This window comes from Candidatus Hydrogenedentota bacterium (assembly GCA_013359265.1).
In the GTDB taxonomy this organism is placed as follows: domain Bacteria; phylum Hydrogenedentota; class Hydrogenedentia; order Hydrogenedentales; family SLHB01; genus JABWCD01.
The window spans coordinates 39,288-52,284 of sequence record JABWCD010000034.1; the positions used below are offsets into that span (position 1 = coordinate 39,288).

The following is a 12,997-nucleotide window of genomic DNA, read 5'->3' on the forward strand; positions in this document are numbered from 1 at the left end:
GCCCGCTTATTCATCCGCCGCCCCGGTTTCCTGCGCCGGCTCTTCGGCCGCCAGCGGCACGATAATCTCAAATTGGTACACTTGCCGGTTCTGTTCCGACTCTTGTTTGGCCGCGCCGCCGCGCGCCCGCGCAAACTGCGGCACAACCTTCGATCCGTTGTTGCGCATTTCCTCCGCCAGTTGGGAGGCAAGCCCCTGCGATTCGGCGCGGCCCTGTATCGCGAGCGTATCGTTGTGCGAGAAAACGAACCTCGTAATCGTCATGCCTCCGCGCGGAATGAGATCGGTCAACGCCGCCAGCAGTTCGAGCGCGCTGCCTTGCCGATCGAGATTCTGTTGAAGGCGCAACACCTGCCCGTATTTGCTGCGCACCTGGTCGGCCACGGGCTGCACTTCGTCAATTCGCCGCTGCAATTCGCGCGAATACGACGCGCGCTGATAGTAGGCTTGGCCATACACCGCGAACGCGCACAACGCAACCGCCGTCGCCATCCCCCCGCCCGCAATTAGCGAACGGCGTATTTCGCTGCTTTGCCGCGCCTTCACCAGCGACGCGGGCACCAGACTGATCGCAAGCGCCGCGCGATCCTGCGCCGCCAACGCAGCCCCGGCCGACACAAGCGGCAATCCGTGCGATGGCATCGAGCCGTGCTCGAATAGGGATGCAGCAAACGTGGCCGGCGCGCATTCGAGCCCGGTTGCGTCCGCAAGCGCCTTCGCCGCCGCCGCACAATCCGCGCAGTCCGAACACACGTAAACGCGCTCGACACCCTCGCCGTCTTCGCTCTCGCGGCGGTACGCGGACAACGACGCGCGGACTTCCATCGCGAGGTCCTCGACTTCCGAAGAAACCGACCGGGCCAAGTCGCTCCAGTCATGCTGTGTCGCCACGCCACGGCCGTACGCCAGCCGGCCGTTCTGAATGACCAACACCTCCAAACCGCCGCCGGCCAGATTGACCAGCGCATACCGCGATTCCTCGACGCGCGCCTGATGCACCGCCGATGCAAGGCATGCGGTGCTCACATAAATATGCTCCGGCTCGATCGCGCACGCGCGCAACACCTCCACGTGCGACTCGACCACGTCGCGGTGCGCAAACACGGCCAACACCCTGGCGGCGCCGTCGGTCGATTTCTGGAGGACGGATTGGTCGATTACCAACTCGTGCGCGGGATACGGCACGTATTCCTCCGCGCCGAGTTGCACCATACTCTCGATTTCCACCGCGCTGTGCGTCGGAAGCGACAGAATGCGCGCCGTCATGTCGTGACGTGGCAACACCGTGCAGACAGAATCGTCGGCAAGTCGATACTGTTTCGTGAACGCGCGGACCGCCTCCGCCAGCGAACCGTCCGCCAGCGACCACGTGCCTGACTGCGTGTCGTACGAAACGACATCTACGCCCTTCGGCGAACGCTTTACGCGCAGCCGCGCGATAAGCCGCTCGTCGAATTGCAGGATGCTAATGTGCGTTTTACGGGCCAAATTCGCCCTCCGACCACGACAGCACCACCGCGCTGCCGGGCTGAATGTTCACCACCGCCTGCGCCGCCGCGCGCACCTTGCCTTGGCGCTGCGTCGCAAAGCCGGTGATTGTAAAAAAGTGCGATTCAAACGTGCAATAGCGCGCCAGCGGCGCAAGATCCGTCGGGTTGATCTCGAGATCCGACGACATTGTATCGAGCGACCGAAACTGCCGGTCGTCTCCCGTGCCAAGCTTGCCGTCGTCGCCTTGCCGGTATCCGATGATGCGATCGACCGTGCTCTCGTCCAAATCCGGAATCGCCGCAAGCACCTCCCGCGACGCCGTGTTGACATTGATTCGGCCGTCGCCGTGTATCGTGAACAAGTCGCGCAAGCCGGGCGAATCATCATCGCCTTCCCACGCGTCCTCGTCGATATCCTCGAGTTGCCGCAATTCTTCAATGGCAAGAAACGGCGCGCGCTCCTCCGGCGACAATTCGCTGCCGCGCCGGCGCATGATCGCGAACACGGTCCGCATACCCAAACCTTCGATGTTGTCGAGCACTTCTTCCGGCGCCGTGTTGACCGAAATGCGGCCCTCTGCATCGACCACGGAGTATGACGCCGTATTGCCTTCGCCACCGCTATCCGCGGAGTACATCCCGCCCGTTTCTATCAGGTTCGGCGCCTTGTCCGTCAATCGCACGTTTGCCGCCGGCGGCGCCACGCTGCGCGCGCGAAATCCGCCCCTGGTGCCGTGCAACTGCGCGCGCGCCTGCGCCAACAACCCTTCCATAAAGGCCTTGTTTCGCATGTCCGCAACGGCGTAGTTTACCGAACCGCGGGCGAGATACTGCGCCTTGCTGTGATCGAGCGCGAGCGCCGCCGCCCGCTGATCGAGCAGCGACCGGTGCGCAAACCCGAGCGTCACCACCGCGAGTATCGCAATAATCCAGATCATGGCGACGAGGACGAATCCCTCCTCACGGCGCGTCATTGCAGGGCCACCGTTTGCGCGTCGATCGATCCGTCCTCCAACGTGGTCGTCGGACCGTGCATGACCGCGTACGTCGTAAACGTCGTCTCGCCCGTCTCCGCAAGCGGATCGATGAATGTCAAATCGATTCGAATCGCTTGCGGAATGCCTGACTTCTCTTCGTGCTCGTCTCGGATTACAAATTCGGCGGGCGCGGCCTCCGATTCGCCGAATAAGCCGCCGCCCTCTTCCGGCTGCACCCAGTAGTAATGGAAGTCCAGTTTCTTCACACCGGCCGCGAGTTCAAACTGCGATTCGCTGCCCAGCTCGATAATTGTGTCGTCAATCGTGCCGTCCTCGGGTGGGGCCACGGGCATGGGGCTTTCCACCGGCCGCTCTTCGCGTATGAGCAGCTTCCCTTCGCCGTCGGGATCGGACTTGACGCGGTACGTGATCCACAGCACCTTCGGTTCCGCGCCCTCTTCCACGTCCATCGGCCGCGTCACCGCGTAGAACTCGAACTCGTCCTTCGATCCGACGAACAGGTGCGCCGCGTCGGGAACCATGTTTTGCAGTTCGCGTGTCATGACATCGAGCGCAACGCGCGCGTCTTGGTACACCGCGATATTGGACTCGCCAATCTTCCACATACTCACGGACGACGAAAACGCCGTATACACCGTCCCCAGCACGATCGCGAGCACTGTGCTCGCGACGAGCAACTCGGCGAGCGTGAAACCGTCGTTATGCGGGTGGAGGCGCGATCGCATCGGCTTCCTCCAAAGTTCGGATTCGACCGCCCGGAATCAGTGTTTCGGCAGTCGCGCTGAACTCGCGGTCCGCGCGCGTCCATGCGATGGTCACGGAAATCTTGCCCAGGTATGCGTCGGGCAATCGCGGCGGTTCGAGAAAAAACGGCTGCAAATCCGCCGGAATGGCCGGCGTCGGAATGTCCACCTTCGCGACCGACCACGAATACGAGAATCGTGGATTCACATCGCCGAAACTGCCTGACCCGGAATCCCCCTCCGTCATTTCCGGCTGCAACTCCAACTCCCCCATCTTCTCTTCCATGAGAAAGCGCGCCGTCGTGTAGTCTTGCGCAATTGCGCGCGTCTTGCGCGCTTCGAGCAGCGCGCGATTGATCGCCAGCACGCCGACACTCAGCAGCACCATTGCCACGAGTGTTTCAATCAGGACCCACCCTTCGTTACGGCGCGCGCGCATCAGTCTGTCTCCACCTCGAATTGGCCGATGCGCCCCTTCGTCTTGATCGTAATCGCTTCGTGCTTGTCGTATTTCAGCTTGACCGTAGCGTAGTCGCACGCGCCCCCCGGATAGAACGCAATATAGTGCGCTTTCAACTCCTTGTCGAACGACGCCTTCGGCTTCTCGAACTCGAGCGACTCCGGCAGCCGCTCGCGCGTCGCGCCTGCATCGTCCACTTCGGAATACGCGTCCTTCCCGTCCTTCTTGCCGCCGTGGCGCATCAGCCAGTGCGTACCCCTCTCGTGATCGAGATAGAAGCGGTATTCGGTCACGTCGGCGATCGCGCGCTCCTGCGCGTACTTCATGCGCGCAACCAGATCGCGCGTCACCTTGTCGCGCCGCGCCCACGTGAGGGAGCCTTGATACATCGGCAACACCGCCGCGGTCATGATCATCGCAATCATGAGTACAACCACCGCTTCGAGGAGCGTGAACCCGTTCTTTTCGTTCAGCGGCTGCATGCGAAGATTATGAAGCTAGTTGGATTCGCCCGTGTCGATGTCCCACACGGAGATGTCGTCTTCAGTGCCCGAAATGCGATCGGCGCCCATCGAGTACAAGTCATACTTGTTCTTCTTCCCCGGGTACGCATATACGTATTGTTCGCCCCAGCCGTCGGGCTTAATCTGCTGTATGTACGAACGCCCCGCCTTGTTCGGCACGGCAAGATCGCTCAACGATTTCGGGTACTTGTCCTGGTGCTCGAGCGCATACGCCTCGATCGCGTTCTGGTACACGGACAAATCGGCCCGCGCCCGCACCTCCCGCGCCTGGTTGCCGCGGCCCGCCACCGCAAATGCGACCATGCCCGCGAGAATGCCCATGATCACCATCACCAAGATGAGCTCCAACAGCGAGAAGCCCTCATTCGCTCTCATTTTCATTTCCTCCACACGTCACGAAATATTTGCGCTCATGGTCAATATCGGCATGAGCATCGAAATAACGAGCCCGCCGACCAGCACGCCCATGATGATGATCATGAGCGGTTCGAGCAGCGCGGTCAGCGTCTTCACCGCGCGATCGACTTCGATGTCGTACGCGTCCGCCATGCGCTTGGTCACACCGCCCAACTTGCCGCTCTCTTCCCCGATCACGAACATGTTCACCACCATCGGCGGAAAGTGCTTCGTCTGCGCGAGGCCCGAACTGATGCTGTCGCCCTCGGCCACGCGCGCCTGAACGATGTCCACTTCCTCCGCAATCGCGCGGTTGCTCAACGTCTCAACCGTAATGCGCAGCGATTTCAGCACGGGCACGCCGTTGTCGAGCAGGGTCCCCAACGTGCGCGCGAACTGCGCCATCACATATTTCTGCACAACCATCTTCACGACCGGAATGCGCAGCGCCAGCCGATCGAAAAACATGCGGCCCGCCGGCGTCCTCCAATACGAAACAACACCCGCGACAATTGCGGCGGCCACCAACAGCACCGCCCACCACCACGTGCCCATGAACCCGCAGATCGCCAACACAATCTTCGTCGGAATAGGCAGTTCGACATTAAAATCCTTGAACAGCAGCAAAAACTTGGGAAACACAAACGACGTGAGAATGAAAATCGCCGCGGTTCCCATGAACATCAGAATCGCCGGGTAGATCATCGCCGACACGGCCTTCGCGCGCAGTTCTTCGTCCTGCTCCCCGAACTGCACCATGCGCCACAGCACTTCCTCGATCATGCCCCCGGTTTCGCCCGCGCGCACGAGATTGCAGTGCATCGACGTAAAGACCTTCGGGTGACGCTCCATCGCCTCCGCGAACGTGCTGCCCTTCTGGACGTCGTCGCGCAGTTGCTCGACCACGGCGAGCAGCTTCGTATTCGTCGTCTGCTGCGCAATCGTGGAAAGCGCTCGCGTCAGCGGCATGCCCGATTCGATCAACGTCGCGAGTTGGCGGAAGAAGATGTTGCGCTCTTTCAGGCGCACGCGCGTCAACGCGCGCAACAGCGCGTCCTTCTGCTTCTCCCCCGCGTACTCCTCGATCGAGATCGGAAAGTAGCCCATATCGCGCAGGCGCGCGGCCGCCGCGCGGCGGCTCTCCGCCTCGAGCACACCGCTCGTCGCGGGCCCTGGCCCCTTCTTCACCTCGTACTGGAACTGCGGCATGTCAGGCCTTGGCGTCGTCGAACACGTCGGACTCCGCCGTCACGCGGACGACCTCCTCGAACGTCGTCGTGCCTTCGCACACGCGCAGCCATCCCGAATTGCGCAGCGTCTGCATGCCCAATTCGATCGCCTTGCGCTTGATGTGCGTGGACGGCTCGCGGCGAATCGTCATTTCCTTGATCGCGTTCGCGAACGGGAGCATCTCATAGATCGCGATGCGCCCGTGGTACCCCGTGTGGCGGCACGCGTCGCACCCGCGCCCGCGCCGGAACGCCGCCCCCTTCGCCTCCTCCGGCGAACGGCCCAACTGCGCGAAGTCCGCCGCCTCCGGTTTGTACTCCTCCGCGCAGTGCTTGCACACGCACCGCACGAGCCGCTGCGCAAGCGATGCAATCATCGTGCTCGCGATAAGGAACGGCTCCACGCCCATGTCCGTCAAGCGCGTCACTGCGCCCGCCGCGTCATTCGTGTGCAGCGTGCTAAATACGAGGTGCCCCGTAAGACTCGAACGAATCGCCATCTCCGCCGTTTCGTAGTCGCGAATCTCGCCCACGAGCATCACGTCCGGATCGTGCCGCAACATCGAGCGCAGCGCCGACGAAAAATCGAAACCGATCTGCGGCGCCGTCTGCATCTGCGTGATGCCCTTCAACTGATACTCGATCGGGTCTTCGATCGTGATGATCTTGTGTTCGAACTTGTTCAACTTGCTCAACGCCGCGTAAAGCGTCGTCGTCTTTCCGCTGCCCGTCGGGCCCGTCACCAGAATCATCCCGTGCGGGCGCGTCAGGAACGTGTTGAACAACTCCAAATCCTTGCCCGTGAACCCAAGCTGTTCGAGTGTCAGGAACATCGACGAACGGTTCAAAATGCGCAGGTTCACCGTCTCGCCGTGCGGCGTCGGCAACACCGACACGCGCAAATCGAACTGCTCGTCGCCCAGCGACGCGCGAATCTTCCCGTCCTGCGGCAGCCGCTTCTCAGCGATGTTCAGGTTCGCCATGATTTTCACGCGCGACACGATCGCGGGATGGAACCCGCGGATCGACGGCGGCGTCGGCACGCCGTGCAAAATACCGTCAATGCGATACCGCAGACGCAACTGGTCCTCGAACGGTTCAAGGTGAATGTCCGTCGCGCCCGTACGAATCGCCTCCGCGAACAGCTCGTTCACGAACTTGATGATTGATGCGTCGAGATTGTCGTCGCCTAGATCCGTGCCCGCATTCGCCGTATCGAGACTGACAACCGTCGCCGCATTGTCCGCATCGCTCAAAATTCGCTCGACCGTGTCCGCCCCCACGCCATACAGCGCCTTGCTCGCCTTCGCAATCTCCTCCGGCGTCGCCACGACAATCTCGACCCGCTGCTTCTTCAACACCAGCCGGATATCGTCCAGCAACTGGTGGTTCAACGGGTCGCACACCGCCACCACAATCGTCCCATTGCGCTCCTGCACCGGGACGAAGTTGTAATGCGTCGCGAACCGCGCCGGCACCTTCCCGACAATCTCCGCCGGAATCTCCATCTTGCTCGGCGCGACAAACCGCATCTCGCAAAAGTCCGCCAACGCCCGGTAGACCGCCTCCGCCGTCGCCACCCCCGTCTGCACCAGCGCGATCGGCAACGCGACCCCCCGGCTCGCGGCGTCCTGCCGCGCCTTGGCAAGCCGCGCCTCGTCGAGAATCCCGTCCCGAACCAACTGGCGCTCGAACGCTACTTCACCGGACACTTCTGCACGCTCCAACCATAGCCAACTCTTGCATTTTCAATATGTTACTCCACTCGATCACGCAGCGCAACCGGCGCCCGAATGTAACGTGTTGTCACCCAAGATCTCACTGCTACCCGCTGAAATCAGAGCGTTTCAAGGTCGGCTGCACCGCGTGCTCGTGCTCTTGCTCGTCATCGTACTCGATCTTTTCGAGTATCGAGTGCAAGCACGGTGACGACTCACGAAGCAGGAGCACGAAACAGACGGTGTCCTCAAACTTGAATTGCTCTAGAAACGAACGCGGACGGTTCATGGTTTACACACGAATGCTAGAAGTCCGTCAGGAGGACTACTTCCGCTTGCGGCGCAGGGCCGCCCCGAACAACTTTCGGATCACCCGCCACGAGTCCCGATACTTGTTGAAATGCGACGACGGATTGCCCGTCTCGTAGATCGTGCGAATGGGCGACGCGGCAATCTTGTACCCGCCCTTGGCCGCGTTGACGAGTATCTCCATCTCCGTCTCGTAGCGTCCGCCGCGGATCGTCTTCAGAATGTCCTCGAGCAAACGGCGCGAATGTATGCGGAAACCGGACTGCGTATCGGGAATTGCCGCGCCGATCAACAGGCGCGTCGTCATCGCCGTGAACCGGTTGCCAATCTTGCTGCGCCACGGCACATGCGCCCCGTCAAACGTCCGCGTCCCAATTACAAGGTCCGCGCCGTCCCGCGTGAACGTCTCCCACAGATTTGGCAGCTCGCCCGCGTCGTGCTGCCCGTCCGCATCCACAATGACAACGCCGGTAACGTCGTCCGCCGCGAGCGCCGCGCGAAACCCCGCGAGCATCGCGAAGCCCTTCCCCTTGTTCTCCGGGAATTGGATCACGCTCGCTCCCAACGCCTGCAACGGCGCCGTCGCGCCGTCCGTGCTGCCGTCGTCCACGACGACCACGTGCTCGAGCTGCGCCAACAGCCCCCTCACAACCGGCTCGACGCGCCCGCCCGCGTTGTAACACGGCACGACCGCCGCCAGCCGTTTGCGCATTTCTCCGCCAGTTTCACACTTTTCCATGGTCAGCTATGACTGCCTCTCGCAACAATTTACCACGACCGCCCCGTTCACGGAACTTTCTGTCAACCGTTGTGTTCGATTGGACAACCACCCGCGCCACGGGATGCGCACCCGGGCAACGCGGAGCAACCAAGAGAGGAGATGCGTATGAACAGGGTTTGGGCTTTTGGCGTACTTGTGACTATCGTCGCCGCGCCGGCGTTTGCCCAGGGCGAAGAAGGGCATCCGTGCCCGCCGCCGCTCGGGCGGTTGATCAAGGCCGCGGACGCGGACCAGAACGGCGAAGTAACCCTCGAAGAGTTCCTCACGAAGTTTCCCAACGCCACCGAAGACCGCTTCAATAAACTCGACAAGAACGGCGACGGCGTGCTCTCGAAAGAGGACATCCCCTGGCACGAGCGCGCACGCATATTGCGCCGGCTAAAAGAAGCGGACACCAACGGCGACGGCAGCGTAACCCTCGAGGAATTCATGGCCGCCTTCCCCAACGCCGACGAAGCCGCGTTCCACCGGCTCGACCGGAACGACGACGGCGTAATCAACAAAGACGACTGCGTGCGGATCGAGCCGGCCACACCGTCGGAATAGCCGCCGCACCGTCACTTCACGAGAACTGTAATCCCCAGGCCGCCCCGCCCGTGTGGGGCGGCCTACCCTGTTTTCACGGCGAACAAAACGCACCGCTGTACCGTTGCACACAGACACCCCAGTTGTGCGTGCCGGCCAGCCAAAACATTTGGAGATACGACGTAGCTGCAGTTTCGTGCTCACGCTCGTAATCGTGCTCGTAATCGTAATCGCACACTCGATTTGCACCGAAACCTGCGGGACATACCGGCTACGACACTTCCTATACTGCTCTAACGCATGTCACCTTGATAGCCGGCTTTTTGGGCATTTAACGCCCATTTATTGTATTGTTGAACAACTCTGTGCTAGACTAAAAACTTGGGAGCCGGGAACTGGGACCTGATTCGCGCATGTCGGGCTGCGAACAATCCTCGGCCGCGCGGTGTCAAAATAGGTGGATCGACGTCCCGCGTGTCGAAGCACGATGAAGTTGCCGTGAGTACACGGTGGAATGATACGAATCCGTCGGCTTGACGAAACTGGAGAAAAGCAATGTTCCAAAAAGTACTGGCGTTCGTGGCGGTTGGTTTGCTGGTGGCAGGAAGTTTGGGTTGCGGTGGCGGAAGTCCTACGGTATACGAAAGCCAACCAGGCCCAATCGCAAACCCGGCCCTCGACAGGGCCCTACAGAAAGAAGCGGCTGGTGAGGAACTCACTGGCAAGGAAAAGCGAATTCTCGAAGACGCGCGCGAAGCCGGCGCGGTGCCTGGTGGCGCTGGCGACGCGGCGGCCGCGCCCGCGCAGCAATAGCTCGGAATGCTGTCGGGCCTGAATCGTCATTAACGGGATCGACGCGCGGATCAGATTCGCGTTCTGCCCCGACAATATACTCGACTGATAATGCTGGCCGATATCGGTCGCGCGCCAACCACGCACGTCGAATTCGGCCGGTTTATTTTTCCTGCACACCCATGAAAGGCCGCCATCACTTGCGCTTAGACTTTCTCAGGATCACCACGAATATCGCTGTGAGTTCATCGCACTCTTTATGGAGAGCCTCCAATCGTTTGGATGGCATGAGTCCGCTTTCTGCAAGTAGTTCAAGCCAATACGACGTCTCCTCCAATTCTCGGAGACAATCGCCAGCCTTCGCGATAAATTCGGGTTTGCTGCGGCCCCGGTACGCTTCCCGATAGTTCGCGCCGACTGACGTTCCCGAGCGAAGGACTTGGCGTCCGAGTACCTGCGCGGCCGTCGTCTTCGGAAGATGTGAGTACATGCGAACTATCCGCAGCGCAATGGCTTTTGTCCTCTCCCGAAGATCAATTACTTCTTTCTTACTTCCTCCTTCTTCAATCACGCTCACGCGCCCCCCCCCCACGCAATCCCTCAATCCGCAACCCTCACCAGACGCAAACCAAGATTACCGTAACTGCGATCCGGCAAATTGTAATTGCGATACGCGGACCGAATGAAGGCGGGTGAATAATCCCAGTGACCTCCGCGCGTAATGCGCAGGTGCCCGGACTCCGCGCCCTCGGGGTCCGTCGCCGGCCCGGCCGGATACTCGCCGAACCAGTCCGAACACCACTCCGCCACGTTCCCGTGCATGTCGTGCAGACCCCAAGGGTTCTGCTTGAGCGATCCGACAGGTAGCGTCCCGCGTTCCTTGTCCTCCTCCTCTTCCGCCTCTTCCGCTGCTACCTGCGGTTGTTTCGCGTCCTTGGTTTCCGGCTCCGGCTTCTTCACGACCTCGTGCCGCGCCCTCGCATACTGGTCGAATACCGATTTGTCATCCCCAAAACTGTACGCACTCTTGGTGCCGGCCCGGCAGGCATACTCCCATTCCGCCTCCGTCGGCAACCGGAACGTGCCCTCCCCGCGTTGATTCAACGTCTCAACGAACCGTTGGCAATCATCGTGTGAGACCTGCTCGACAGGACTCGCAGCGTTGACGAACTTCGCGGGGTTGTTCCCCATCGCCGCTTCCCATTGCGCCTGGGTCACTTCGTACTTGCCGATCCAGAATCCCTTCGTAATAGTTACTTCATGCTGCACTTCGTTGGGCTGTCTGTCCTGCTCGCTCGCCGGACTGCCCATCATGAACGTTCCTGCCGGGACCCAGCAGAACTCGATACCCGCGAACGTCCGCTGCTCCCCCGCCGCGGGAGCGCCGCCGGAACTTACTGCTACGGGTTCGGCGGACGCCGGCTGCTTCGGCAGTTCTCCGGCGCCGGCCACCGTGAATACACTCGCCAACCCGAGCGCCAGTACCGGAAATACAAACGAAATAACGCGCATTGCAGTACACTCCTGAATGATTCGGTCACCGCCGCAACGGCGCAAACCCGCTGAAGCAATTACTGAGAACACACCCGACACATACAGCGCCAAATCAAGTGCCATCTCGCCGAACGTAGACTCGAAACGTTGAAGAAAGACCAAACACACGCAAATTAACTACGTCAGGCTTCCCTTCCACCATTATTAACGGTTCCAGTCAACACCTGCAACTGCCGCGAACGACGTTACCGCGAACGGCGTTACCGCGAATGGCGGTGCCGCGCACGGAGGAAGCCAACGCCCCGATCACAACCGCAATCATCCATCCCGTCCATCTGTCCATCCGTCCATCCGTCCATCAGTCCATCGGTCCATCCCGTCCATAGACCGAATTCAGTAACGAGAACCTCTAACCAAACTAAAAAAGCGTGGGAGGCCTCATCGGCCTCCCACGCTGAACGATCGCTCGCTACTGTCACAGGAGACGGTAACCCGTCCCTGCGTTCAGCCGCGACTTACCAGATACCTTCGGCGCCGTACGGATGAGTCTTCTTGTCAATCGACACCTTCGACAGCGGCCAGGTCGCCTGCGTATGCTCGACGCCGTACTTCACGAACGCCACGTGGCCGTCCATGTACAGGATGTTCGAGCCGCCGGGGACGTGGTTAAAGCGCATGTCGAACTGCTGGCTGTACAAGCCGTCGATGCCCGCCTGGTCCCACGCAACAACGACTTCCGACTGGGCGCTCGCGCTGCCGGCCGGGTTGTTGATGTCCGTGATCAGGAAGCGCTCAACGCCTTCGCGCAGCATCTGGATGTCAAACGTTTCGCCAGTTGACGGAACTGTGTACGGCCCGAAAGTCGTATCCCACTCCTCTTCAAGCGTATTTAGAGCGGGGTTGCCTTGCGGGACAGTCGGGTCATCGTCCGCAGCCATCAGAACTACGCACAACTCGGCGTTATCGTTCTGGTTTGTCATCCAACTCGCCTTCACCAGACGGTTCATGTACGTATAGTCGAAGGTGATGGTCATCACGCGGACACCCGAGGTGTTGCGCGCACGGAACGTGCCGAAGTACGGCGTCTCGCCCGCGCAGCTCTTCGCCTTGTTGCACCAGTTCGCCAGTTCCGCGGCCGACAACGGCGTGAACACGCCGGAGCCGTTCACGTTACCAAGGTCGCGAAGGAACTCGGAGCGGTGCGTCGTCAGGTTGACGCCCAAACCGAGTTCAAGCGCGCCCGCCAACGTCGACGACGGGCACTTGCCGATCTTATAGTCCGAAATGTACTCGGGGTACACTTCGTAACCCGCCGGACCAGCGGCCTTCGCCCACATGCCCGACGTCTCGGCAAAGTCTTCGTCATCAAACGGCTGGTGATACGGAAGGCGCTCGCCCTTCGACTCATTCGCGAACATCTTGAACACCAAGCCCCACTGCTTCAGGTTGTTCTGGCAGCTTGCACGACGGGCGGCCTCACGCGCGCGGGCAAGTGCTGGCAACAAGATAGCGGCGAGAATAGCGATGATTGCAATAAC

Annotated in this window: 14 protein-coding genes and 1 pseudogene; 1 reads left to right on the top strand and 14 read right to left on the bottom strand. The window is 60.9% G+C overall.

All coding sequences use genetic code 11. The features are described from left to right. Window positions 1-6: 6 nt before the first annotated feature. The 9 genes from pilM to HUU46_23135 form a co-directional block, all read right to left on the bottom strand. On the bottom strand, window positions 7-1,488 hold the full coding sequence (pilM, locus tag HUU46_23095; protein ID NUM56529.1) for a pilus assembly protein PilM: 1,482 nt from the start codon (window positions 1,486-1,488) through the stop codon (window positions 7-9). After that, window positions 1,478-2,464, bottom strand: a complete 987-nt coding sequence (locus tag HUU46_23100) for a general secretion pathway protein GspK (protein ID NUM56530.1) — start codon at window positions 2,462-2,464, stop codon at window positions 1,478-1,480. The genes pilM and HUU46_23100 overlap by 11 nt, the downstream gene beginning before the upstream one ends. Beyond that, a complete protein-coding gene (locus HUU46_23105; GenBank protein NUM56531.1) occupies window positions 2,461-3,213 on the bottom strand; it encodes a prepilin-type N-terminal cleavage/methylation domain-containing protein in 753 nt (250 codons plus the stop codon). Before HUU46_23105 ends, HUU46_23100 begins: the two co-directional genes overlap by 4 nt. Then, window positions 3,188-3,670 (bottom strand): hypothetical protein, encoded by a 483-nt coding sequence (locus HUU46_23110; GenBank protein NUM56532.1) that lies wholly within the window; start codon window positions 3,668-3,670, stop codon window positions 3,188-3,190. The genes HUU46_23105 and HUU46_23110 overlap by 26 nt, the downstream gene beginning before the upstream one ends. Beyond that, window positions 3,670-4,173 carry a type II secretion system protein gene (locus HUU46_23115; protein ID NUM56533.1) on the bottom strand — a complete coding sequence of 168 codons (504 nt, stop codon included), beginning with the start codon at window positions 4,171-4,173 and terminating at the stop codon, window positions 3,670-3,672. The genes HUU46_23110 and HUU46_23115 overlap by 1 nt, the downstream gene beginning before the upstream one ends. Before the next feature lie 15 nt (window positions 4,174-4,188). Further along, the gene (gene gspG, locus HUU46_23120; protein NUM56534.1) at window positions 4,189-4,590 is read right to left on the bottom strand and encodes a type II secretion system major pseudopilin GspG; all 402 of its coding nucleotides are present in this window, start codon (window positions 4,588-4,590) and stop codon (window positions 4,189-4,191) included. Window positions 4,591-4,608: 18 nt separating this feature from the next. Then, a complete protein-coding gene (locus HUU46_23125; GenBank protein ID NUM56535.1) occupies window positions 4,609-5,820 on the bottom strand; it encodes a type II secretion system F family protein in 1,212 nt (403 codons plus the stop codon). Between the two features lies 1 nt (window position 5,821). After that, on the bottom strand, window positions 5,822-7,552 hold the full coding sequence (locus HUU46_23130) for a type II/IV secretion system protein (GenBank protein ID NUM56536.1): 1,731 nt from the start codon (window positions 7,550-7,552) through the stop codon (window positions 5,822-5,824). A gap of 331 nt (window positions 7,553-7,883) precedes the next feature. Continuing rightward, window positions 7,884-8,579 (bottom strand): glycosyltransferase family 2 protein, encoded by a 696-nt coding sequence (locus HUU46_23135; protein ID NUM56537.1) that lies wholly within the window; start codon window positions 8,577-8,579, stop codon window positions 7,884-7,886. 174 nt (window positions 8,580-8,753) lie between these two features. Between HUU46_23135 and HUU46_23140 the strand changes: the two genes are divergently transcribed. Then, a complete protein-coding gene (locus tag HUU46_23140) occupies window positions 8,754-9,194 on the top strand; it encodes an EF-hand domain-containing protein (GenBank protein NUM56538.1) in 441 nt (146 codons plus the stop codon). A 666-nt stretch (window positions 9,195-9,860) separates the two neighbouring features. On the opposite strand, the gene HUU46_23145 is transcribed toward HUU46_23140, so the two are convergent. The 5 genes and pseudogenes from HUU46_23145 to HUU46_23165 form a co-directional block, all read right to left on the bottom strand. Beyond that, the gene (locus tag HUU46_23145) at window positions 9,861-10,145 is read right to left on the bottom strand and encodes a hypothetical protein (protein ID NUM56539.1); all 285 of its coding nucleotides are present in this window, start codon (window positions 10,143-10,145) and stop codon (window positions 9,861-9,863) included. A 16-nt stretch (window positions 10,146-10,161) separates the two neighbouring features. Then, window positions 10,162-10,455, bottom strand: coding sequence for a four helix bundle protein (locus HUU46_23150; GenBank protein NUM56540.1), 294 nt, complete (start codon window positions 10,453-10,455; stop codon window positions 10,162-10,164). 110 nt (window positions 10,456-10,565) lie between these two features. After that, complete coding sequence (locus HUU46_23155) at window positions 10,566-11,477, bottom strand: formylglycine-generating enzyme family protein (protein NUM56541.1); 912 nt, start codon at window positions 11,475-11,477, stop codon at window positions 10,566-10,568. A gap of 497 nt (window positions 11,478-11,974) precedes the next feature. Further along, window positions 11,975-12,493: a hypothetical protein gene (locus HUU46_23160; GenBank protein NUM56542.1), complete on the bottom strand. Its 519-nt coding sequence runs from the start codon at window positions 12,491-12,493 to the stop codon at window positions 11,975-11,977. Window positions 12,494-12,712: 219 nt separating this feature from the next. After that, a pseudogene (locus tag HUU46_23165) lies at window positions 12,713-12,997 on the bottom strand (DUF1559 domain-containing protein).

Excerpts from the sequence above, each read along its gene's own strand:
- HUU46_23100 (NUM56530.1), bottom strand. The coding sequence starts at position 2,464 with ATGACGCGCCGTGAGGAGGGATTCGTCCTCGTCGCCATGATCTGGATT.
- HUU46_23105 (NUM56531.1), bottom strand. The coding sequence starts at position 3,213 with ATGCGATCGCGCCTCCACCCGCATAACGACGGTTTCACGCTCGCCGAG.
- HUU46_23110 (NUM56532.1), bottom strand. The coding sequence starts at position 3,670 with ATGCGCGCGCGCCGTAACGAAGGGTGGGTCCTGATTGAAACACTCGTG.
- HUU46_23115 (NUM56533.1), bottom strand. The coding sequence starts at position 4,173 with ATGCAGCCGCTGAACGAAAAGAACGGGTTCACGCTCCTCGAAGCGGTG.
- gspG (NUM56534.1), bottom strand. The coding sequence starts at position 4,590 with ATGAGAGCGAATGAGGGCTTCTCGCTGTTGGAGCTCATCTTGGTGATG.
- HUU46_23125 (NUM56535.1), bottom strand. The coding sequence starts at position 5,820 with ATGCCGCAGTTCCAGTACGAGGTGAAGAAGGGGCCAGGGCCCGCGACG.
- HUU46_23135 (NUM56537.1), bottom strand. The coding sequence starts at position 8,579 with ATGCGCAAACGGCTGGCGGCGGTCGTGCCGTGTTACAACGCGGGCGGG.
- HUU46_23140 (NUM56538.1), top strand. The coding sequence starts at position 8,754 with ATGAACAGGGTTTGGGCTTTTGGCGTACTTGTGACTATCGTCGCCGCG.
- HUU46_23150 (NUM56540.1), bottom strand. The coding sequence starts at position 10,455 with ATGTACTCACATCTTCCGAAGACGACGGCCGCGCAGGTACTCGGACGC.
- HUU46_23155 (NUM56541.1), bottom strand. The coding sequence starts at position 11,477 with ATGCGCGTTATTTCGTTTGTATTTCCGGTACTGGCGCTCGGGTTGGCG.
- HUU46_23160 (NUM56542.1), bottom strand. The coding sequence starts at position 12,493 with ATGACCATCACCTTCGACTATACGTACATGAACCGTCTGGTGAAGGCG.